We start from the raw sequence: 21433 nt of genomic DNA, 5'->3' as shown, positions 1-21433 counted from the left end.
GGATTACCTTTCGGAGCGTGTCGCGTGCGTCCAAAATGCCTGGATGGCAAAAAGCATTTCCGTGTGAAGCTGGTAATACCGTTCCTGGACTTCCGGCGAAAAAGAAATCGTGCCTTCGGAATTTTCCGAAATTGGTTCGTTGAGGGCGTCGGCCATATCTAAGAAGTAATAAGTACAATCTCCGTATGGCCTCTTGAAGTCCATGATTTCAACGCAGTTGTCTAATATGCGCGTGTTCATGTGGCCGATAAGCATAATGTGATCTGCCGTGACTGTAAAATTGATGATTTTGTCCAGAGGAATCGTCGTCAAAGACCGACCGGACATATCCAGCGTCGCCTCGCCGTTCTCAACGAGAAGGCGAAGGTTGTTGGGTATTGTGTAAACTCCAGGCGCTAGTTGATAGGCACTGAAGAAATACTCGACGATGGCAAAGACTCTATCTGCCAGATAGTACCACTTATCGTCATTCGTTCGATCAATTTCCGGAAAATAAGAAAATAGAATTTCACATGACTCAAATCTCTCGGCTTCATTGTCGCCAGTTGGAGCAACATAGATGCCGCCAGATTCTGCCGGACACCAAAGCGGAGTCATCAGACGACGAAGTTTCTCTGTCAGATCATGGCTCTGAATTTTAAGCATAAAAATATTCTTTCTGGTTGATATATTAAATCGGAAATGATTCGTGTTCCAGAAAAGTGCGCCAATCTGAAAAGTAATACTACCAAACTGTAGTTGAATCAGATGGCGCGGTCTGCTCGTGGTCTGTTTGACCGGGCCTCTGCGTTTGAGCCACACAACCTGATAGACACGACGTCCGTCTCCAAACGAGCCGTATTGCCCGTGGCCATTGACCATATCGATCTCAGCCGGATCGACCTGAACCTGCTGGTCGCCCTGGATGCGCTGCTCGACGAGCGCAGCGTCACGCGGGCGGCCGCACGGGTGGGGATCGGTCAGTCGGCGATGAGTTCGAGCCTCGCCCGCCTGCGTCGCCTGTTCGACGACGAACTCCTGACCCGGGCGCCGGACGGGATGCGGCCGACACCCCGCGCCCTCAAGATCGCCGAGCCGCTGCGGGCCACCCTCCGGCAGGTGCAGGCGCTGGTGCACCGGGAGGAGCGGTTCGACCCGGCCACCGTCGAGCGCAGCTTCACGGTGAGCCTGCCGGACAGCGTCGAAGCGCTGCTCGGGCCGCGGCTGATCGCGCAGCTCCGCCGGGACGCGCCCGGCATCCGGCTCCTGCTGCGCTCGGTCGACCGGACCCGGATCCTCGACGAACTCGACGCCGACCAGGTCGATCTCGCCATCGGCCTGTTCTCCGAGGGACAGCTCCACCACAAGCAGCGCCTCCTCTACCGCGACAGCTACGTGGTGCTGTTCAACGCCGCGCTGATCGGCCTGGAGCCGCCGATCGGGCTGGACGACTACCTGCGCTTCCCCCACGTGCTGACGTCCCTGCGCGAGACCGCCCACGGAGTGGTCGACGACGCCCTCGCGTTGATCGGCCGCTCGCGCACCCTGGCGGTGACGACCCCGCGCTTCCTCGTCGTCCCGTTCATGGTCCGGGCGGCGCCGGTGATCGCCACGATGCACGCCCGGCTCGCCACCTCCTTCGCGAACGCTCTGGCGCTCAGCGTCAGCCCCGTGCCGGTGCCCCTCGACGACGTGGCCGTGTCGATGCTGTGGCACGCCTCGTACGACCACGACCCGGCCCATCGCTGGCTCCGGGATCTGCTGGTCCGGCTGGCCCACGAACCGCCCGCCCCCGGCATCCTCTGAGTTCGGCGCTCAAAGCTCGGCGCTCACAGGCAGGGATCGTCCGCGGTCTCCAGGCGGCCGCTCGCGATCGCCGCGCGGAACAGCGCGAAATCGGCCGCATTGCGCTCCGCATAGGCCGCGGCCCAGTCGGCGATCGCCGCGCAGAGGTCGTCGTGTTTGCCGCTGCCGCAATAGCCGGCGATCGCCGCCGCATCGCCGGTCCGCGCATGGGCGCGGGCGAGGAGCGTGCCGTAGGCGTATGAGAAGGTCAGGAGCGGCGCGCCGGACATCCGCGCCAGCGGGATCGCGCCCTTCAGATTCTTCATCTGCCGGACGTAGAACGGGCGGCCCGCGATGCTGGTCCAGCCGAGCAGCGGATCGCCCACCGCCTGGAGCAGGCGCTGGCCGTAGATCACGCGCTCGCCCTCGTGCCCGGAAAAGGGCGCCGGCACCCGCGGCAGGTACGGCGCGTGCGCCGGACGGACCGCCTCCTTGACCTGAAGGAAGAGTGCGTCCGCGTCGGAATTGCCGAACAGCAGCGCCAGATAGGCGCGGGTCCCGACGCTGCCCACGCCGACGACCCGATGGGCGACATCGACCACGTGGTAGCGGTCGAGCATGAAGCGCCGCTCCCGCGGCAGGGTCTCGGCGTAGCGCTCCAGACCGGTGACGACGCCCTCGCGGATCGCCTCGTCCACGGGCGTCAGGATCGGCGGATCGGTTTGCAGGCGCCAGCTGCCGTCGGTGCGCCGCTCGGCGACCTGGGCGAGGAGGCTGCGGTTGTTCCGTCGCCGCGCCTTGTCGACGGCCCGCCGCACCACGGCCCGGGCCTCGGCATCCATCTGCAACCCGGCGATGTGCGGTGCGTCGGCACGCGTGGTCTGGTACCAGACGTCGAGGGAGCCCTGCGGCGCCAGGCGCCGCATCGTGTGCTGGTAGCCGGAGACCGCCTCCATGACGGCCGCGCGCCGCTCGGCCGCCGGCGCGCCCGCATCCGCGATGGCGACCGCGAGGCCGGCCGCGAGGCGCTTGAGATCCCATTCCCACGGGCCGATCGTGACCTCGTCGAAATCGTTGAGGTCGAGGACGACGTCGCGCTGCGGCGTACCGAACAGGCCGAAATTATCCGTGTGCGCGTCGCCGTTCATCACCACGTCGATGCCGCTGCGCGGCCCGCGCGACAGGTCCCAGGCCATGACATGGGCGGCCCCGCGCAGGAACGCGAAGGGCGAGGACGCCATCCGGGCGACCCGCAAGGGGATCAGATGCGGCTGACGGCCCTTATGCGCGGCCTCGATCAGGGCGATCGGGTCGGGCCGGTCCGGACCGGGATCCAGCGTGGCCTGGCTCGCATGGGGCACCTCGGCGCGCAGCCGCTTGCCGGCCTTGCGGCGCTTGTCCCAGGCCTCGACGCCCACGCGGAGGTCGATCCGCGGAAACTCCGCGACCGGCGCGAGCACCGAGTCCATACCCGGGGCGTCGGAGACGCCGGTTTCCGGGGCAGTCCTGTCGCTCTCGATGCGATCCATCGATGTCCCATCGCGGCATGCAGGGCGGCCGCGGCCGTACAGGTCTCCCCCCCGAGCCGGGAGCGATTTCCATACGGTAGCATCGGCCCCGCTCTGTGACGTCCCGGGCCCGAACGGCCCTTGACCACTCTATAGGCGAGCCCTCTAACGAACCGAGTATTCGCGGGGCGTTTCCGGGTGCCGGGCCGTTCACAGCGTCGCGATCAGAGTTCCGGAAGTGGACGGGGCGTTCCGGGAACGCCGTTGCATCAGCGAGACTTCGCATGCCCAAGGGTTCAGATCTCCTCGTCGCCGCCCTCGAGAACGAGGGGGTCGACCGAATCTTCGGGATTCCCGGCGAGGAGAATCTCGACGTCGTCGAATCCCTGCGCAACTCCAAGATCGAGCTGATTTTGACCCGCCACGAGCAGGCGGCGAGCTTCATGGCCGCCACCCATGGCCGCCTCACCGGCCGCCCCGGCGTCTGCCTCTCGACCCTGGGTCCCGGCGCGCTGAACTTCTCCACCGGCGCCGCCTATGCCCATCTCGGCGCGATGCCGATGATCATCATCACCGGCCAGAAGGGCATCCTGTCGTCGCGGCAGGCCAAGTTCCAGATCGTCGACGTGATCAGCTCCATGAAGCCGATCACCAAGATGGCCCGGCAGATCGTCTCGGCCTCCTCGATCCCCACCATCGTGCGCGACGCCTTCCGGGTCGCCACCGAGGAGCGGCCGGGCCCGGTGCTGCTGGAGCTGCCCGAGGACATCGCGGCCGAGGAGGCCGAGGCCCACCTCGTGCCCTCGCACCCGATCGACATCCCGGTGGCCCATCCCACCGCAATCGCGCGCGCCGCCGCCATGATCCTGAAGGCCGAGCGCCCGCTGATCATGCTGGGCGCCGCCGCGAGCCGCCCCCGGGCCACCGGCGAACTCGGCGGCTTCGTGCAGCGGACCCAGATCCCGTTCTTCACCACCCAGATGGGCAAGGGCACGGTGGCGAGCGGCACGAACCTCTACATGGGCACGGCGGCGCTCTCCGAGCGGGACTACGTCCACGAGGCGATCGACCGGGCCGACCTGATCATCGCCATCGGCCACGACACGATCGAGAAGCCGCCCTTCTTCATGGGCCAGCACGACCAGAAGGTCCTGCACATCAGCTACATGCCGGCCAATGTCGAGCAGGTCTACTATCCCGACGCCGAGGTGGTGGGCGACCTCGGCCCCACCCTGAAGCTGCTCGCCGACCAACTCGACGGCAAGCTCCCCAACGCCGGCGCCCTGCTCCACCTGCGCGAGCACATCCTCAACCACATCGCCGACCGGGCCGGCGAAGACCGGTTCCCGGTGACGCCGCAGCGGCTCGTGCGCGACGTGCGCCGGGTGATCCCGGAGGACGGCATCGTCTGCCTCGACAACGGGATGTACAAGATCTGGTTCGCCCGGAACTACCGGACCTACGTCGCCAATACGCTGCTCCTCGACAACGCGCTGGCCACGATGGGCGCGGGCCTGCCCTCGGCCATGATGGCGGCGATGCTCTACCCGAACCGGCGCGTCATGGCGGTGTGCGGCGACGGCGGGTTCATGATGAACAGCCAGGAGATGGAGACCGCGGTCCGCCTCAAGCTCAACCTCGTGGTGCTGGTGCTGGACGACTCGGCCTACGGGATGATCCGCTGGAAGCAGGCGGTCGACAAGTTCGCCGATTACGGGATGACCTTCAGCAACCCGGACTTCGTGCTCTACGCCAAGTCGTACGGGGCCACCGGCCACCGGGTCGAGTCGGTCAACGACCTCGTGCCGACCCTCGACCGGGCCTTCGCGGCGGGCGGCGTCCACCTCGTGGCGGTCCCGATCGACTACTCGGAGAACACCCGCGTGCTGGTCGACGAGCTGCGCGCCAAGGTGAAGGATTTCGAGCCGGCCGAGTGATTTCGGTTTCGCAGATGGTCGGCATGCAAGACAGGGCAGCGCGATGAACCCGTTCACCTTCCAGACCACGCCGAACGTGCTGTTCGAGGCCGGCGCCTCCAGGAAGCTGCCCGAGATCGTCGGCCGCTTCGGGGCGAAGCGCGTCCTGCTGGTCACCGACAAGGGCGTGCGCGGCGCCGGGCTCACGAAGGCCGCCGAGGCGGCTTTGGCGGAGGCCGGCGTCAGCCTCGACGTCTACGAGGACGTGGTGGCCGATCCGCCCTCCACGGTGATCGAGGCGGCGGCCAAGCGCGCCCGGGAGCTCGGGACCGACCTCGTCCTGTCGATCGGCGGCGGCTCGGCGCTCGATACCGCCAAGCTGGTCGCCTACCTCGCCAAGTCCGACGAGCCGCTCGACGCGATCTACGGCGTCGGCCTCGCCACGGGCGACCGCCTGCCGCTGATCCTCGTGCCGACCACCGCCGGCACCGGCTCGGAGGTGACGCCGATCTCGATCGTCACGACGCCGACCACCGAGAAGAAGGGCGTCGTCGCGCCGAAGCTCCTGCCCGACTGGGCGGTGCTCGACCCGGAGCTGACGGTAGGCCTTCCGTCCCACGTGACGGCCGCCACCGGCATCGACGCCATGGTCCACGCCATCGAGGCCTTCACCAGCAAGAACAAGAAGAACCCGATCTCCGACCAGCTCGCCAAGCAAGCGCTGGCGCTGCTCTCGTCCAACATCCGCACCGCCTGCACGGACGGGGCGAATCTCGAGGCGCGCTCCGGCATGCTGCTCGGCTCGATGCTCGCCGGCATGGCCTTCGCCAACGCGCCGGTGGCGGCGGTCCACGCCCTGGCCTACCCGGTCGGGGCGATCTTCCACGTGCCGCACGGGCTCTCGAACGCGCTCGTGCTGATGGGGGTGATGCGCTTCAACCTCTCGCACGCGGAGGCGCTCTACGCCGAGCTGGCGCCGATCCTCGATCCCGCGGCCGCGGATCTGCCGCCGTCCGAGGCCGCCAAGCGCTTCGTGGAGAGCCTCGACGCGATCTGCCGCGACTGCAAGGTTCCGGCGTCCCTCGCCGAGGTCGGCGTCGCCCGGCAGGACCTGGAGCGCATGGCCTCCGACGCGATGAAGCAGACGCGGCTCCTCGTGAACAACCCGCGCGAGGTCACCTACGACGACGCCTTCGCGATCTACGCCGAGGCGCTGGGCGAGGCACGCCCGGCGGCGTGAGGGCGGAAGCGGCGCTGGACTGCCGCTCGGCCAGTCCCGGCCACGCCGTCATCGCGAGCGCAGCGAAGCGACCCAGGGCAGCGCGACCTCGCCGAGCGAGACGCTGCTGGATTGCTTCGCTCCGCTCGCAAGGACGGAGGCGACGTTTCAGCCCTAGGGCTGTGAGGAGAAACGCCAGCATGGACCAGTTCGACGCGTTCCGGGCGATGGGCGAGTTCTGGACCCGGGCGGGCACGGGCTTCTTCACACAGGGTCTGGGGCCATCCGCGCCCGGCTTCGGCTGGCCGACCTTTCCGGCACCCGATCTCGCCGGCATGGCCGCCGCCCAGTCCAAGCTCACCGAGGCCTGGACCGCCGCCAACACCCTCTCGCAGACACTCGCGACATCGCTCCAGGGCGGCCCCGGGGCGCCGGACCCGACCGCCGGGGCGGTGCTCGCCCGGATCTTCGATCCCCAGGCCTGGCTCGGCGGCTCGGGCGAGTTCGACGCCGCGCTGACCCGCATGGCCGAGGGCCCGCAGCTCGCCGACCTGTGGCAGACCGAGCGACGCTACGCGGCCCTGTTCACCGCCTGGGCGACGCTGCGGCGAGCGCAGAGCGAGCATCAGGCCGTGATGCTCGACGCCTGGACCCGCGCCGCCGGCACCTTCGCCCAGGAGGCCAATGCCCGCGCCGAGCGCGGCGAGAGCTTCGCCTCCGCCCGGGAGATGATGACGCGCTGGATCGAGACCGCCAACGCGGTCCTGCTGGAGGTCCAGCGCTCGGACAAGTTCCTGGCCTCGCAGCGGGCGGTGCTGCGGGCCTCCACCGATCTCCGGCTGGCCCAGCAGGATGTCGCGGCCTTCCTGTCCGAGTTCTACGGCCAGCCGACCCGGGCCGAGCTCGACGACGTCCACAAGAGCCTCACCGAGCTGCGCCGCGAGGTGCGGGCGCTCCGCCGCGAGCGCCGGCAGGCCGGCAAGGTCGCGCAGGCGGGTGGTTCAGAGGTCGGGAAGGAAGCCCATGGCTGACCAGGAAAGCCCGAAGGGGCCGGCCGCTCCGCTGAATCTCACACCCGCCGCGTTGCTGGCCGAAGTCGGCACCCTCGGCCGCCGGATCAGCGAGGGGGCCAAGCTGTTCGCCGATGTCAGCGACGCGGATGTCGCGATCGCCACCACGCCGAAGGATCTGGTCTGGAGCCAGGACAAGGTCCGGCTCTTCCGCTACCGGCCCCTCGCCGAGAGTAAGGGCCTGCCGCCCGTCCTGATCGTCTACGGCCTGATCGGCCGCTACACGATGGCCGACCTGCAGGAGGACCGCTCGCTGGTTCGCAACCTGCTGAATCTCGGCCTCGACCTCTACGTGGTCGATTGGGGCAATCCCGGCCGGGCCGACCGCTACGTCACCATCGACGATTACGTGGACGGCTACCTCGCCGAGTGCGTCGCCGTCATCCAGGAGGCGGCGAAGCGCGACAGGATCAGCCTGCTCGGGATCTGCGAGGGCGGGGTCTTCACCACCTGCTACGCGGCGCTCTACCCCGAGACCGTCAACGCGATGGTGCTGACCATCACGCCGATCGACTTCCATGCCGATGCCCGGGATGCCCGCGCCGGCCACGGCTTCATCAATGTCTGGACGCGCTCGCTGACGCCCGAGGACGTGGACCGGCTGATCGACGCGCAGGGCTCCCTGCCCGGCGCTTTCATGGGCTCGGTGTTCTCCATGATGACGCCGATGCGCACCCTGACGAAGTACAACCTCGACCTGCTCGACGCCCTCGACGACAAGAAGAAGTTTTTGAACTTCCTGCGGATGGAGAAGTGGATCGCCGACCGTCCGGACCATCCCGGCGAGGCGGCCAAGCAGTGGCTGAAGGATCTCTACCAGGACAACAAGCTGGTCCAGAGTGCCTTCGAGCTCGGCGGCCGGACGGTGGATCTGAAGGCCATCACCTGCCCGGTGCTGAACGTCTTCGCCCAGGACGACCACATCATCCCACCCGCCACCTCGCAGGCGCTGAAGGACCGGATCGGCACTGACGACTACACCGAGATGGGTTTGCCCGGCGGCCATGTCGGCGTGTTCGTCGGCGGCAAGGCCCAGAAGCTGCTTGGGTCGGGCATCGCCGACTGGCTCGGCCAGCGGGGGTAGGATGTCGGCCCGACGGTTCTCGATGAGCACGACGCCCCTCCCCTCCCCCCACTGCGGGGGTGTCCGATGGACACACCCATCGTGCGCGGCGCCGCGGCGGCGGGATCAAGCGCGGGTCCCCTCTCCCGTGCGGGAGAGGGACAGGGTGAGGGATCAGGTCCGTCCGATAAAGGCGCGACCTGACGGCGCTTCGAGGGCGTGCTCCATCCTGACGCATCCCGTCCCTCACCCCGACCCTCTCCCGCACGGGAGAGGGGGCGCCTCGCGATCTGCCGCGGAGGCCAGCGTTCAATCCGGGCCGATGGACATCGTCGCTTCCCGGAGAAGGGCGAGCGCAGCCGCTCCGGCCGCATCCCGGGCGCCGAGGATCACCCGATGGGCAGCCTGAAGAACAAGATCGTCAGCGCCGACGAGGCGGTCGCCATCCTGCAGGACGGCGACATGGTGGCGGTGTCGGGCTTCGTCGGCATCGGCACGCCCGACGAGCTGATCCTGGCGCTCGCCCGCCGCTTCGAATCCGGCGCCGGCCCGCACGGGCTCGGTCTGATGTTCGCCGCCGCCCCCGGCGACGGCAAGGAGCGCGGCCTCAACCGGCTGGCGATCCCAGGCCTCGTCCGCCGCGTCGTCGGCGGCCACTGGGCCCTGGTGCCGAAGCTCGGCGCCATGGCGGTCGAGGGCCTGATCGAGGCCTACAACCTGCCGCTCGGCGTGGTCTCGCACCTCTACCGGGAGATCGCCGCCCATACGCCGGGCCACATCACCAAGGTGGGCCTGCGCACCTTCGTGGATCCGCGGCTCGAAGGCGGCAAGCTCAACGCCGTCACGCACGAGGACCTCGTCAGCGTGGTCGAGCTCGGCGGCGAATCCTGGCTCCACTACAAGGCGTTTCCCATCAACGTCGCGCTGATCCGCGGCACCACGGCCGATCCCGCCGGCAACATCACCATGGAGCGCGAGGCGCTCACCCTCGACAACCTCGCCGCCGCCATGGCGGCGAAGAACTCGGGCGGCTTCGTCATCGCGCAGGTGGAGCGGCTGGCCGAGGCCGGCTCACTCAACCCGCGCGAGGTGCAGGTGCCCGGCGTGCTGGTCGATTGCGTGGTGCTCAGCCAGCCCGAGAACCACCGCCAGACCTACGGCACGCCCTACAACCACGCCTTCACGGGCCGCCAGCGGGTGCCCCTCGACCGGATCGCCCCCATGGCGCTCGATGCCCGCAAGGTCATCGCCCGGCGCTGCGCCTTCGAGTTGCCGCCGGGCGGCGTGGTCAATCTCGGCATCGGCATGCCGGAGGGCGTCGCGGCGGTCGCCGCCGAGGAGCGGGTGCTGAAATACCTGACGCTCACCGCCGAGCCCGGCGTGATCGGCGGCCTGCCGCAGGGCGGGCTCGATTTCGGCGCCGCCCTGAACCCGGCCGCGGTGCTGCACCAGAACCAGCAGTTCGATTTCTACGACGGCGGCGGCCTCGACCTCGCATGCCTGGGCCTCGCCCAGTGCGACGCGGAGGGCAACGTCAACGTCAGCCGCTTCGGCAAGCGGCTCGCGGGGGCGGGCGGCTTCATCAACATCTCGCAGAACGCCAAGAGCCTCGTCTTCGCCGGCACCTTCACGGCCGACGGGCTCAAGGTCGCGGTGGAGGATGGCGGCATCCGGATCCTCACCGAGGGCCGCTCCCGGAAGTTCATCGCCGCGGTGGAGCAGGTGACCTTCTCGGGGGCCTACGCGGCCGAGCGCGGCCAACCGGTGCTCTACGTGACCGAGCGCTGCGTCTTCCGGCGGACGCGGGCCGGCATGGAGCTCGTGGAGGTCGCGCCGGGCATCGACGTCGCGCGGGACATCCTGGGCCAGATGGGTTTCGCGCCCATCGTGCAGGACCCGAAACCGATGGATCCGCGCCTGTTCCGCGAGGCCGTGATGGCCCTGGAGCCCTGGCTGCTGGGCCTCTCGCTGTCGGAGCGGATCAGCTACGACCCGGAGCGCAACATCCTGTTCTCGAACCTGGAAGGCTTCCAGGTGCGGACCATCGACGATGTCGAGCTGGTGCGCCGGGAATACGAGCGCGCCTGCCAGGAGATCGGCCGCAAGGTCCACCTGATCGCCAATTACGACGGGTTCGAGATCGACCCGACGGTGAGCGACGCCTATTTCTCGGCGATCGCCTATCTCGAGAACCGCTATTACGAGACCGCGTCGCGGTACACCACGAGCGCGTTCCTGCGATTGAAACTCGGCGCCTCGTTGGCGAGCCGCGATCTGGCTCCCCATGTCTTCGAGACCAAAGCCGAGGCGCAGGCGCGGAACACCGCCCAGAGCGTGCCCCTCAAGCCGCGTCCCGGCCTGTCCCAGCCCGACAGATCGCAGCCGCCGAAGGAACCGTTGGATGCCTGAGTTCGAGACCCCCGCCCTGACGGACCGCGCCTTGCTGGTCGATGCCTGCCTGATCGGCGGCACATGGTCGAAGGCCGGCTCCGGCAGCATCGACGTCACCAACCCGGCGACCGGCGCCCTGATCGCCCGGGTGCCGAATGCCGGCGCCGCTGAGACGGCCCAGGCGATCAAGGCCGCCCACGCGGCCTACCCGGCCTGGCGCGCCAAGACCGCCAACGAGCGCGCCGTGCTGCTGCGCAAGCTCGCGGCGCTCGTCACCGAGCATCAGGAGGACCTCGCCCAGATCCTCACCGCCGAGCAGGGCAAGTCGCTGACCGAGTCCCGCGGCGAGGTCGCCATGTCGGCGGCCTACGTGCTGTGGTTCGCGGAAGAAGCGCGCCGCGTCTACGGCGACGTGGTCCCCTCCCCCTGGGGCGACCGCAAGATCCTCGTCACCAAGGAGCCGGTGGGCGTGGTGGCGGCGATCACGCCGTGGAACTTCCCGTCCTCGATGATCGCCCGCAAGATCGCCCCGGCGCTGGCCGCCGGCTGCCCGATCGTGATCAAGCCCGCCTCGCAGACCCCGCTCTCGGGCCTCGCCTGGGGCGTCCTGTGCGAGCGCGCCGGCTTCCCGGCCGGTGTAGTGAGCATTCTCACCGGCTCGGCCCGCGCCATCGGCGCCGAGATGACCGGCAATCCGCTCGTCAAGAAGATCACGTTCACGGGCTCTACCGAGGTCGGCAAGGTGCTGCTGGAGCAGGCCGCCCACACGGTGAAGAAGGTCTCGATGGAGCTGGGCGGCAACGCACCCTTCATCGTGTTCGACGACGCCGACCTCGACAAGGCGGTGGCCGGCGCGATGCTCGCCAAGTACCGCAATTCCGGCCAGACCTGCATCTGCACCAACCGCTTCCTGGTGCAGGACGGGATCTACGACGCCTTCGCCGAGAAGATGGCCGAGGCGGCCAACCGCCTGAAGGTCGGCAACGGCGTCGAGGACGGCGTCGCCCAGGGGCCGCTGATCGACATGGCCGCGGTGGAGAAGACCGAGGCGCATATCCGCGACGCGCTCGAGAAGGGCGGCCGGGTGATCGCGGGCGGCCACCGGCACGCGCTCGGCGGCCAGTTCTTCGAGCCCACCGTGATCACCGGCGCCACCCCCGCCATGGCGGTGGCCCGGGAGGAGACCTTCGGGCCGCTGGCGCCGCTGTTCCGGTTCCGCGACGAGGCCGAGGCGATCCGCATGGCCAACGACACCGAGTACGGGCTCGCCTGCTACTTCTACACCCGCGACCTCGGCCGCACCTTCCGGGTCGCGGAGGCGCTGGAATACGGCATGGTCGGGATCAACGAGGGGATCATCACCACCGAGGTGGCGCCCTTCGGCGGCGTGAAGGAATCCGGCCTCGGCCGCGAGGGCTCGTATCAGGGCATCGAGGATTACCTGAACACCAAGTACCTCTGCGTGGGCGGCCTCGGCGCGTAGAGGCTTAACCGGCGGCACGCCTTTTAGGGAGCGCGCGTCGCCCCCTCTCCCGTTCGGGAGAGGGTTGGGATGAGGGATGCGAAACCTCAGAATGAAGCGCGCCGGCGTCGCGCTTCCGGTTGCGCCGTTTCCGGGCAGGCCTGATCCCTCACCCTGTCCCTCTCCCGCACGGGAGAGGGGACCCGCGCTTCAGCGAGCCGCCGCGTTCCGGCGCGACCGCGGCCGTCTACCGCCCGCTCGGCGCCGCGCCGCTGCCCGTGGCGCCGTTGCCCGAGCTGCTGCCGGCAGGCGCGCCCGGGGTGCTGACGCGCGGGCCGCCGCTGGTGCCGGGCGCCATGCCGGTGCCGGTGGAGCCGGTGCTCTCCATGGAGCCGGCTCCCGTCCCGGTGCCACCCACCGCGCCGGACTTGTTGACGTTGCCCTGGTTGGCGCCGCCGGTCTGGGGGGCCTGAGCCAGCGCCGCGCCGGACGTGGCGAGCACGAGGGATGTGGCGAGGGCGAGGATCGTCTTCATGGGGACTCCTGACAATGGTGGGTCGTGTCAGGGCAACCCGGCGGCGCCGGGAATGTTCGGTCGCCTTTAGCGGGCGAGCGCCTCCCGCCACGCCGTCCAGGGCCAGCGCAGGGCCTCCCCGCCCGCCGACGGCGCGATCGACACCGTCGCTGTCCGGCCGCTGACCAGCCGCGGGTCCGCCGGGCCGCCGTCGAGGGTGATCCGCACGGGGATGCGCTGGGCCAGCCGCACCCACGAGAAGGTCGGGTTGACGTTCGCCAGCAGGTTGGTGGCGTCGCTGCGGCCAGTCTCGCCGATGCCGCCCGCGATGCTCGCCACGCGGCCCGTGAGCACGCCGTCCTCGCCCATCAGCTGGACGGTGACCGGCGCGCCGACGCGGATGCGCGGCAGCTTGGTCTCCTCGAAATAGCCCTCGATCCGGACGGTGTCGCGGTCGATCAGCGCCATGACGCCGCGGCCCGTGGTGACGTAGGCGCCCGGCCGCAGCTCCATGTTGGTGATCCGGCCGTTGACCGAGGCCCGCACTGCCGAGCGTTCCAGGTTGAGCTTGGCGAGGTCGCGGTCGGCCAGGGCCTGCTCGTAGGCCGCCTGGGCGGACAGGTCGGCGGCCTTGGTGGCCTCGACCTTCTGCTGCGAGACGGCCGCGTCGGAGAGCTTGCTGTAGCGGGCATAGTCGGCGGCAGTCTGCTCGGCGGTGGCCTTGCGGCCCTCCACCATCGCCTCCGCCTGCCGCAGCCCGATGCGGAACCGGTCCGGATCGATGCGGAACAGGACGTCGCCCTTCCGCACGACCTGATTGTCCTCCACCAGCACCTCGGTGACGAGGCCGGACACGTCGGGGGCCACCGCCACGACGTCGGCGCGCACGCGCCCGTCCCGGGTCCAGGGGGCATCCATGTAGTAATCCCACAGGCCGAGGCCGACGATCAGCGCCGCGGCGACCATGCCGAGGGTGACCAGGAGGCGGCCGAGGACGGAGAACAGGGCGGTCATTGCAGGGTCCGGTGGGCGAGGGTCACGACGCCGCCGAGCAGGACGACGTAGAGGGCGAGGTCGAAGAGCGGTCGGTGCCAGACGAGGCGGTAGAAGCCGGTCGCCGACAGGAGACGGCGGAGCGGCAGGCTGAGCGCGAAGGCGATAGCCATCCAGAGCGCGAGGCCCGGCACGAACACGCCGTAGAGGTCGATCTCGCCCATCATGCCGCCATCTCCCGGTCGTCCCGCGCGGGGGGCGCCGCCCGGTAGGCCGGCGCGTCGGGGAAGAGCCCGCGGCGCAGGCCGGTGAGTCCGATCAGGGCGGCCCGCCGCTCCGGCGCGGGGGCCGCATCCGCGACGGCGGCGAGCCCGTCGTCCAGCGCCGCCAGGAGCGCCGAATCCGGTCGGCCGGTCCGGCCGCGGAGCTGGCGCGCCGCCAGCGCGAGGGCCCGGTCGACGGCGGTCCGGGGCGGACCCGTCAGCCGCCGGCGCACCCGACGGACCTCAACGAGGTTGATGCCCACCCGGACATCGGCCAGCAGGTCGCCCACGGAAGCCGACGTCTCGGCCGGCAGCGTCGCCAGCCGCGGGGCGATCAGCCCGATGCGGTCGAGCATCAGGGCAGCGAGTTCGAGGCCGTGGCCGGTGCCGCGCCCGTCCGCGGCGGCTGCGAGGCTCTGCCGGTTGATCCGCACGAGCCGCCGGGCGCTCCAGCCGGCGCCCACCGAGCGGATCAGCCGGGTGACCACCGCGCCGACCCACATGCCCACCACCGAGGCGATCACCCCGTTGGCGAAGGGCGCGAAGTCGCCGCTGTAGCCGTTCTGGAGCGCCAGAAGCGTCGCGCCGTTCAGCGCCGCGCCCATGCCCATCGGGGCGGTGCGCGGCTGCGTCATCATCAGGCCGCAGAGGATCAGGGCCGGCGCGAGCGCCAGGGCCAGCATCTCGAAGGAGGTGGCGAGGGGCAGCACGGCGAACAGGTAGAGGCCCGCGCCGAGGGCGCCGACGAGCGCCGAGTTGGTGAAGCTCAGGATCTGCGGCGCGGGATCGTCCTGCGCGGCGAACAGGCAGCAGGCGACCGCGCCCATCATCGGCGCCGCGGATCCGTCTGGCCAGCCGGTGGCGATCCAGATCGCACAGCAGACCAGCAGGCCCACGAACACCCCGAAGGCCGAGAACGCCGCCAGCCCATGGTCGCGGTGGCGGATGGACCGGACCCGAGCCGTGTAGGCGAAGGCGAGCGGCGCCCGCGGCGGCGTCCCGGCGGCAAGGTGGCCACGGAGTGCCCGCAGGTCCTGCCGCAGGTCGATGACGTCGCGCAGGCGTGCCGCGAGGCTCGCGAGCAGCAGCGTGGTCCAGTCCGGATTCCGGCCGAGGGTCGGCTCGAACCCGTCGATCCGGCCGCGCAGATGCGCGGCGCGCTCCGGTTCATCCGCCTCGTCGGCGAGCCAGACGGCGAGGTCCGACAGGAACGACCGGACCCGCGCCGGCAGCGCGCCCGCCCGCTCCAAGGTCTCGACGCGGTCCGCCACGGCGGCGACGATCGGCAGGACCATCAGCATGTGCTGCCGCAGCGGCGCGAAGGCCTCCGCGGCGCGCTCCGCGCCCGTCGCCTCGTTGCGCAGGGCCAGGCCGAGGGCATCGAGGCCGAGGGCGTCCGAGGCGAGGCGCAGGCGGCGGCCCTGGCTCGTCCCGGCAGCCTCCGGCGCCCGGGCCGCCGCGAGGGCGCCCTGGATCCACGCACGGGCTTCCGCCAGCCAGAGATTCAGACGCCCGACGATCAGGGGGGCCGCCGATTGCGGCAGGATCAGCGTGGCGGCGAGGCTGGCGCAGAGGATCCCCAGGGAGATCTCCTCGGCCCGCGCCACGGCGGTGTCGAAGATCGCCCCGGGATCCTCGACGGCGGGGAAGCCGATCAGCGCCGCCGTGTAGCCGGCGAGCATCGGCAGGTAGCTCGCCGGGGTACGATCGAGAAGCGAGACGTAGAGGCAGAGCGCGACCCAGAGGGCCACCGCGAGGCTCAGCAGGATCGGCTCGTTGACGAGGTTCGGCACCAGCATGACGCTCACCGCCGCGCCGAGCACGGTGCCGCCGACGCGGTAGACGGCCTTCGCGCGCGTCGCGCCCGAGAGGACCTGGCTGGTGATGTAGACGGTGCCCACCGCCCAGTAGGGCCGCGGCAGGTCGATCCAGAGCGCGAGGAACAGGGCGAGCATCGCCGCCGCGTAGGTCTTCAGCGCGAACGCCCAGTCGCGCCATCCGGGAAGGGTCACGACGCCGGCTCCAGCTCGGGGGCGGCCGCGGCGGCCTCCCGCCCGTAGCGCTGGAGCGCCGCGAAGACCCGCAGGCTGGCTTCGAGATCGGCGTCGTCGACCTCAGCGAAGACCCGCGCGCGCAGGGTCGAGAGCGCCGCCTCGATCTCCTCGAAGACCTGCCGTCCGCGCGGGGTCAGACCCAGCACCTTGGCGCGGCGGTCGGACGGATCCTCGCGGCGGACCACCAGCCCGGCGGCGGCGAGCTGGTCGAGGAGGCGGACCAGCGAGGGGCCTTCGATGCCGACGGCCTCCGCCAGGACGTTCTGGCGCGGTTCCTCTTCCATCCGGCCGATGATGATCAGCGGGTGCGCGGTGGCGTCGGACAGGCCATGCGCCTCCGCGACATTGTTGGCGGCGCGCCGCCAGTGGCGTCCCGTCGTCAGCAACGCGTGCGTGATGGCCTGCTGCAGCCGCTCGCGCGTCCTGGGATCGTCGATGTCGGTCACGGTCTGATCCCCCGCCGCGAGGACCCGGCGAAGACGCCGGATCAATCAGTTCACATACTGATAGATAGCATCATATCGATTTGGACAGGATGACATCGTGGGCGGTCAGGGTTGCGGGCGACGAATGGGCACGTCCCTCGTCGCGGGAGTGTGCAGCGTCAGCGGAATGCAGCTCAGGGTACGGCACGCACGTGTGCGGAACGGTGAGCGGGCCAGTGCATCCCGCCCCTTCATCCCGAGGTGCCCGCATCAGCGGGCCTCGAAGGCGGGTTTTAGGGATCGCGCGGCTGGCTGGAGCCCGCCTTGAGGCCTCCGTTGCGCTCCGGCACCTCAGGATGAGGTGGAGCGGGGGGGGGGCGCCGATCAGAGGCGTGTCGGTCTCGCAGCCGCGCCGTCAGGCCGGATGCGTGTTGTGGATCTGGTCGAAGTCCAGCGACGCCGTATCGATCACGATCTGCGTCCGGCTGATGACCTCGAGCTTGCGCAGGATTTCCGAGACGTGCGCCTTCACGGTCGAGTCACCGACCTGCAGTTCGTGAGCGATCTGCTTGTTGAGCTTGCCCTGCCGGATCATCATCAGCACCCGCAATTGCTGCGGCGTCAGCCGGGCGAGGCGCTCGGGGAGCGGCGCCTTCTTGCTCCTTGGTGCGGGCGTCGTGGCCTCGGCGAGACCCGGCGGCAAGAACAGCGCCCCGCGCATCACCTCGGTGATCGCCCGGGTGAGCGTCGCCTTGTCCATGGCCTTCGGGACGAAGCCCGCCGCGCCGTGCTGGAGCGCCTCGCGCACGATGCGCGGATCCTCGTGGCCGGAGACGATCAGGATCGGGATCCGCGGAAAGCTCGCCCGGATGGTGATCAACCCGTCGAAGCCGGTCACGCCCCGCATGGAGAGGTCGAGGAGCGTCAGGTCGATGCTGCGATTCGCGGCGAGCACCGCGCAGGCCGCCTCGATCCCGTCCGCCTCGTGAAGGACCGCGTCCGGATGCGCGAGGCGGATCGTGGCCGCCAGGGCGTCGCGGAACAGCGGGTGGTCGTCGACGATGAGGAGATTCACGCAGACCTCGGTCCTTCGCTCGAGATCCTCACAGGATCCGCCGAACACGCGGGCGGGAGGTCCGAAGGGTGATCGATGCGGCCCCGGGGCGCAAGCGGGTGTTGAGACGAACGCCGCACCCCGAGGCCCAGGCGTGCCGGCCCGGGAAGGCCGACACGCTTTCGGTTGCGCGCCGTCAGCGCGCCGCCACTGTCTTCGGCAGCTTGAACGCCCAGAAGCTGCCGCCCTGGTTGATGCCGGCGGTGGACTTGGCGACCTCGCCACCCCACAGCGGCACCGCGCCGCCCCAGCCGGCCGCGACGCCGACCCACTGCTCGCCGTCCTGCTCCCAGGTGATCGGCGAGGAGACCACGCCGGTGCCGACCTGGAACTTCCACACCTCTTCGCCGGTCTTGGCGTCGAAGGCCTTCAGGAAGCCCTCCGGGGTACCGGTGAAGACGAGGTTGCCCGCGGTGGTGAGCACGCCGGCCCAGAGCGGGGCCTTGTTCTTGTACTCCCAGACGACCTTGCCGGAGGTCGGGTCGATCGCCTTGAGCGAGCCGATATGGTCGTCGAAGACCGGCTTGATGGTGAAGCCGGCGCCGAGATAGGCGGCGCCCTTCTTGTAGTTCACCGGCTCGTTCCAGATATCCATGCCCCACTCGTTGGACGGCACGTAGAACAGCTTGGTGTCGGGGCTGTAGCCGATCGGCATCCAGTTCTTGCCGCCGAGGAAGCTCGGCACCGCGAAGACCGACTTGCCCTTCTTGTCGTCGCCCTGGGCCTTGCTCGGGTCGCCGGGCCGGTTCTCCTCGTTGTAGATCGGGCGGCCGTTCTCATCGATGCCCTTGGCCCAGTTGATCTTCTCGACGAACGGCGTCGCCGAGATGAACTTCCCGTTGGTGCGGTCGAGGACGTAGAAGAAGCCGTTGCGGTCGGCGGTGGCGCCGGCCTTGATGGTCTTGCCGCCCTTGTTCAGGTCGAACGGCACGAACTCGTTGACGCCGTCGAAGTCCCAGCCGTCGTGCGGGGTGGTCTGGAAGCCCCAGACGATCTCGCCGTTGTCGGGGTTGAGGGCGAGGCGCGAGGAGGTCCACTTATTGTCGCCCGGCCGCAACCAGGAGTTCCACGGGCCCGGGTTGCCGGTGCCGAAGTAGATCAGGTTGGTCTCGGGGTCGTAGGTGCCGCCGAGCCACGTGGCGCCGCCGCCGAACTTCCACATGTCGCCCGGCCAGCTCTCGTTGACCTTGCCGGTCATGGTCGAGGGCTTGCCGTTGAGCTCGCCCATGTGGCCCTCGATCACGGGGCGCTTCCAGACCACCTCGCCGGTCTCGGCGTCGCGGGCCTCGATCCGCCCGATCACGCCGAACTCGCCGCCCGACACGCCGGTGATGATCTTGCCCTTCACGATGATCGGGGCGGCCGTGTAGCTGTAGCCGGCCTTGAAGTCGTCGATGTCCTTGCGCCAGACGACCTTGCCGGTCTTGGTGTTCAGGGCGACGAGCTTGGCGTCGAGCGTGCCGAAATAGACGTTGTCCTTGTAGAGGGCGGCGCCGCGGTTCACCACGTCGCAGCAGGGCAGGATGCCCTCCGGCAGGCGGGCATCGTATTCCCACTTCTTCTCGCCGGTGCGGGAATCGATCGCGTACATGCGCGAATACGAGCCCGTGACGTAGATGATGCCGTCCTTGACCAGCGCCTGGCTCTCCTGGCCGCGCTGCTTCTCGCCGCCGAACGAGAACGACCACGCCGGCACGAGGCTCTTGATGTTGTCGCGGTTGAGGGTCTTCAGCGGGCTGAACCGCTGGGCCTGCGGCCCGAGGCCGTAGGTGACGACGTCGCCGGGCGTCTTGGCGTCGTTGATGATGTCCTGCTCGCTCACCCCCTGGGCCATGGCCGGCAGGGCACCGCCCGCCACGAGGGCGGCGACGCCCACCGCGGCGAGGAACCGGGTCCGCATTCTCATGACGTCTCCTCCGTGATCGTCTCCGGTCCCTGCGGCCGGAGCTTTCGGGTTTCGGCGCGATCCGCACGAGTCGCGGGGCGCCCCCTTGGAGAACGACGCTATCGCTGTTCTCAGGAAAGTCTTATTGGCCATTGGTCCAATGAGGCCATTCTGCTGGCTCGCGAATGTAATGTATTCGTCGAGATCGGCGCTCAAATCGGCACGGATCTGCGGGGCATCCCATTCACGAAATCTGATGTTCGCCCTTGCCGTCATCGCGAGCGCAGCGAAGCGACCCAGGGTGGCGCAACATCCCAAGATGGCGCGCTGTCTGGATTGCTTCGCTGTGCTCGCAAAGACGGAGGCGCTCAGTACCCCTTCGGCGGCGTGTAGGTGACGCCGTAGGTCTCGCAGATCGCCTTGAGGCCGCCGTCCGCGTTCAGCGCCGTGATCGCGTCCCCGACCGCGTAGGCGAGGTCGCGGGAATCGGTGCGCACCGCGCCGCCGATCTCCCAGCGGGTCTTCACCAGCCCGGTCGAGGGGATCGTGGCGATCGGGTTGTCGTCCTTCGGGGCCTTCGCGGCGAACAGGGCGGCCTCGATCGCCGCGCGGGTGCCCGCCAGGATCGGCGCCTCGCCGGCGAGATAGGCCGTCGCGGCCTCCTCGAAGCTCTTGTAATGCTTCAGGTTCGGGCGGAAGCGGCCGCCCTGCGCGGTCAGCAGCATCAGGTCGGCGGCGCTGGTGCCTTCCAGGGCGACGGTCCTGTCGCCGATGTCGTCGAGCCTGTCGAAGCCCTCCAGGGCGTCCTTCCGGTACGCGAAGGCGATCTCCTGCTCGACATACGGGGCGGTGAAGAACACCTGCTCGTTGCGCAGGGCGAGCTGCCGGTCGGTCGGCACGTGCAGCATCAGGTCGGCAAGCGGCGTGCCGGCGAGATCGCCCCGCCACAGGTTCAGGCGCAGGTCGCCATCCACGTTCTCGCCGGCATCGACCACGCGCAGGTCGAGCTTCACCTTCAGCCTGTCGGCGATGGCCTGCGCGAGATCGGCATCGATACCCCGGGCCTTGCCCGTCCCGGCGTCGGAGAACGGCGCGTTGTCGCCGTAGACCGCCACCCGCAGGGTGCCGTCCGCCACGACCTGATCGAGCGGGCGCGCGGCCGCCTCCGGCTGGAACCGGAGGGTCAGGAGCAATCCGCAGGCGAGGAGGAGCCGCGCACTACTCCTCATGCTTCGACTCGATGTAGCTGCGGATCGCCCAGAGGCCTTCCTGCGAGATCACCCCGTCGAAGGCCGGCATCTTGGTCACGCCGTTGATGACGGCGCCGTGCTTCATGCGCTCGACGAAGTATTCGTCGCCCTCCTTGCCCTGCGGCAGGTAGCGCAGGTCCGGGGCGAGGCCGCCGGAGATCATCTCCAGGCCGTGGCAGCGGGCGCAGTTCTGGTTGAAGCCCGAGGCGCCGATCGCGATGGCGTGCTTGTCGCCCTTGTAGGGGTTCTCGGCGACCCACTCGGTGCCGAGCGGCTTCAGGCCGTCGGTGTTGACCGGCTGGGGCTGGACGTCGCCGTGTCCGAGGGCGCTGCCGGCGGCGAGGGCCAGCCCCAGCGCCGCGAGCATGCCGCCCGCCGCCGTCTTCATGGTGCGCATCCGCCGCCTCCCCTCGTTGTTGGACGAGGGTTAGCAAGGTTCGGGCAGCGGACCCATTATGCTTTGGTACGGATCTATCGGCTGATCGCCATCCACGACTTGTGTTGCACTGCGTCATGATTGATGGGTGCACCTTGGTCCAATA

At 69.4% G+C, this 21433-nt stretch carries 18 protein-coding genes; 7 read left to right on the top strand and 11 right to left on the bottom strand.

What is annotated here, in order from left to right:
• Positions 1 to 3 precede the first annotated feature (3 nt).
• Positions 4 to 861: a hypothetical protein gene (locus ABC766_RS27790; RefSeq protein WP_345819990.1), complete on the bottom strand. Its 858-nt coding sequence runs from the start codon at positions 859 to 861 to the stop codon at positions 4 to 6.
• On the opposite strand from ABC766_RS27790, the gene ABC766_RS27785 reads away from it, so the two are divergent.
• Entirely contained in the window at positions 847 to 1785 is a 939-nt protein-coding gene (locus ABC766_RS27785; RefSeq protein ID WP_182591493.1) for a LysR substrate-binding domain-containing protein, read from the top strand. The genes ABC766_RS27790 and ABC766_RS27785 overlap by 15 nt on opposite strands.
• A gap of 23 nt (positions 1786 to 1808) precedes the next feature.
• On the opposite strand, the gene ABC766_RS27780 is transcribed toward ABC766_RS27785, so the two are convergent.
• Complete coding sequence (locus ABC766_RS27780) at positions 1809 to 3293, bottom strand: DUF2252 domain-containing protein (RefSeq protein ID WP_342143724.1); 1485 nt, start codon at positions 3291 to 3293, stop codon at positions 1809 to 1811.
• 263 nt (positions 3294 to 3556) lie between these two features.
• On the opposite strand from ABC766_RS27780, the gene ABC766_RS27775 reads away from it, so the two are divergent.
• The 6 genes from ABC766_RS27775 (at position 3557) to ABC766_RS27750 (ending at position 12414) form a co-directional block, all read left to right on the top strand.
• A complete protein-coding gene (locus tag ABC766_RS27775; protein ID WP_053610259.1) occupies positions 3557 to 5209 on the top strand; it encodes an acetolactate synthase large subunit in 1653 nt (550 codons plus the stop codon).
• Between the two features lie 43 nt (positions 5210 to 5252).
• Positions 5253 to 6428, top strand: coding sequence for an iron-containing alcohol dehydrogenase (locus ABC766_RS27770; RefSeq protein ID WP_345819989.1), 1176 nt, complete (start codon positions 5253 to 5255; stop codon positions 6426 to 6428).
• 179 nt (positions 6429 to 6607) lie between these two features.
• On the top strand, positions 6608 to 7438 hold the full coding sequence (locus ABC766_RS27765; protein WP_043388213.1) for a poly(R)-hydroxyalkanoic acid synthase subunit PhaE: 831 nt from the start codon (positions 6608 to 6610) through the stop codon (positions 7436 to 7438).
• Positions 7431 to 8561, top strand: coding sequence for a class III poly(R)-hydroxyalkanoic acid synthase subunit PhaC (gene phaC / locus ABC766_RS27760; RefSeq protein WP_345819988.1), 1131 nt, complete (start codon positions 7431 to 7433; stop codon positions 8559 to 8561). Before ABC766_RS27765 ends, phaC begins: the two co-directional genes overlap by 8 nt.
• Positions 8562 to 8936: 375 nt before the next feature.
• Entirely contained in the window at positions 8937 to 10949 is a 2013-nt protein-coding gene (locus ABC766_RS27755; RefSeq protein ID WP_345819987.1) for an acyl CoA:acetate/3-ketoacid CoA transferase, read from the top strand.
• Positions 10942 to 12414: an NAD-dependent succinate-semialdehyde dehydrogenase gene (locus ABC766_RS27750; RefSeq protein ID WP_051976304.1), complete on the top strand. Its 1473-nt coding sequence runs from the start codon at positions 10942 to 10944 to the stop codon at positions 12412 to 12414. Before ABC766_RS27755 ends, ABC766_RS27750 begins: the two co-directional genes overlap by 8 nt.
• 226 nt (positions 12415 to 12640) lie before the next feature.
• On the opposite strand, the gene ABC766_RS27745 is transcribed toward ABC766_RS27750, so the two are convergent.
• The 9 genes from ABC766_RS27745 to pedF all read right to left on the bottom strand — a co-directional run bounded on the left by ABC766_RS27745 (position 12641) and on the right by pedF (position 21288).
• Positions 12641 to 12928: a hypothetical protein gene (locus ABC766_RS27745; RefSeq protein ID WP_287090757.1), complete on the bottom strand. Its 288-nt coding sequence runs from the start codon at positions 12926 to 12928 to the stop codon at positions 12641 to 12643.
• A gap of 66 nt (positions 12929 to 12994) precedes the next feature.
• Positions 12995 to 13921 (bottom strand): efflux RND transporter periplasmic adaptor subunit, encoded by a 927-nt coding sequence (locus ABC766_RS27740; RefSeq protein ID WP_043355777.1) that lies wholly within the window; start codon positions 13919 to 13921, stop codon positions 12995 to 12997.
• Positions 13918 to 14127: a DUF1656 domain-containing protein gene (locus ABC766_RS27735; RefSeq protein ID WP_043355775.1), complete on the bottom strand. Its 210-nt coding sequence runs from the start codon at positions 14125 to 14127 to the stop codon at positions 13918 to 13920. Before ABC766_RS27735 ends, ABC766_RS27740 begins: the two co-directional genes overlap by 4 nt.
• The gene (locus tag ABC766_RS27730) at positions 14124 to 16175 is read right to left on the bottom strand and encodes an FUSC family protein (protein WP_345819986.1); all 2052 of its coding nucleotides are present in this window, start codon (positions 16173 to 16175) and stop codon (positions 14124 to 14126) included. Before ABC766_RS27730 ends, ABC766_RS27735 begins: the two co-directional genes overlap by 4 nt.
• Positions 16172 to 16663 (bottom strand): MarR family winged helix-turn-helix transcriptional regulator, encoded by a 492-nt coding sequence (locus ABC766_RS27725; protein WP_345819985.1) that lies wholly within the window; start codon positions 16661 to 16663, stop codon positions 16172 to 16174. Before ABC766_RS27725 ends, ABC766_RS27730 begins: the two co-directional genes overlap by 4 nt.
• Positions 16664 to 17057: 394 nt before the next feature.
• Entirely contained in the window at positions 17058 to 17717 is a 660-nt protein-coding gene (locus tag ABC766_RS27720) for a response regulator (RefSeq protein WP_043353911.1), read from the bottom strand.
• 175 nt (positions 17718 to 17892) lie between these two features.
• Complete coding sequence (locus tag ABC766_RS27715; RefSeq protein ID WP_053610266.1) at positions 17893 to 19662, bottom strand: PQQ-dependent methanol/ethanol family dehydrogenase; 1770 nt, start codon at positions 19660 to 19662, stop codon at positions 17893 to 17895.
• Positions 19663 to 20009: 347 nt separating this feature from the next.
• Positions 20010 to 20870: a substrate-binding periplasmic protein gene (locus tag ABC766_RS27710; RefSeq protein WP_345819984.1), complete on the bottom strand. Its 861-nt coding sequence runs from the start codon at positions 20868 to 20870 to the stop codon at positions 20010 to 20012.
• Positions 20860 to 21288: a cytochrome c-550 PedF gene (gene pedF / locus ABC766_RS27705; protein ID WP_236961383.1), complete on the bottom strand. Its 429-nt coding sequence runs from the start codon at positions 21286 to 21288 to the stop codon at positions 20860 to 20862. Before pedF ends, ABC766_RS27710 begins: the two co-directional genes overlap by 11 nt.
• Positions 21289 to 21433: the final 145 nt, after the last annotated feature.

The sequence above is a fragment of the Methylobacterium fujisawaense genome (assembly GCF_039619325.1).
Taxonomy (GTDB): domain Bacteria; phylum Pseudomonadota; class Alphaproteobacteria; order Rhizobiales; family Beijerinckiaceae; genus Methylobacterium; species Methylobacterium fujisawaense.
The sequence above is the reverse complement of the archived record's forward strand: the minus strand, read 5'-3'. Positions and strand labels throughout refer to the sequence as shown.

Excerpts from the sequence above, each read along its gene's own strand:
- ABC766_RS27790 (WP_345819990.1), bottom strand. The coding sequence starts at position 861 with ATGGTCAATGGCCACGGGCAATACGGCTCGTTTGGAGACGGACGTCGT.
- ABC766_RS27780 (WP_342143724.1), bottom strand. The coding sequence starts at position 3,293 with ATGGATCGCATCGAGAGCGACAGGACTGCCCCGGAAACCGGCGTCTCC.
- ABC766_RS27775 (WP_053610259.1), top strand. The coding sequence starts at position 3,557 with ATGCCCAAGGGTTCAGATCTCCTCGTCGCCGCCCTCGAGAACGAGGGG.
- ABC766_RS27770 (WP_345819989.1), top strand. The coding sequence starts at position 5,253 with ATGAACCCGTTCACCTTCCAGACCACGCCGAACGTGCTGTTCGAGGCC.
- ABC766_RS27765 (WP_043388213.1), top strand. The coding sequence starts at position 6,608 with ATGGACCAGTTCGACGCGTTCCGGGCGATGGGCGAGTTCTGGACCCGG.
- phaC (WP_345819988.1), top strand. The coding sequence starts at position 7,431 with ATGGCTGACCAGGAAAGCCCGAAGGGGCCGGCCGCTCCGCTGAATCTC.
- ABC766_RS27755 (WP_345819987.1), top strand. The coding sequence starts at position 8,937 with ATGGGCAGCCTGAAGAACAAGATCGTCAGCGCCGACGAGGCGGTCGCC.
- ABC766_RS27750 (WP_051976304.1), top strand. The coding sequence starts at position 10,942 with ATGCCTGAGTTCGAGACCCCCGCCCTGACGGACCGCGCCTTGCTGGTC.
- ABC766_RS27745 (WP_287090757.1), bottom strand. The coding sequence starts at position 12,928 with ATGAAGACGATCCTCGCCCTCGCCACATCCCTCGTGCTCGCCACGTCC.
- ABC766_RS27740 (WP_043355777.1), bottom strand. The coding sequence starts at position 13,921 with ATGACCGCCCTGTTCTCCGTCCTCGGCCGCCTCCTGGTCACCCTCGGC.
- ABC766_RS27735 (WP_043355775.1), bottom strand. The coding sequence starts at position 14,127 with ATGATGGGCGAGATCGACCTCTACGGCGTGTTCGTGCCGGGCCTCGCG.
- ABC766_RS27715 (WP_053610266.1), bottom strand. The coding sequence starts at position 19,662 with ATGAGAATGCGGACCCGGTTCCTCGCCGCGGTGGGCGTCGCCGCCCTC.
- ABC766_RS27710 (WP_345819984.1), bottom strand. The coding sequence starts at position 20,870 with ATGAGGAGTAGTGCGCGGCTCCTCCTCGCCTGCGGATTGCTCCTGACC.
- pedF (WP_236961383.1), bottom strand. The coding sequence starts at position 21,288 with ATGCGCACCATGAAGACGGCGGCGGGCGGCATGCTCGCGGCGCTGGGG.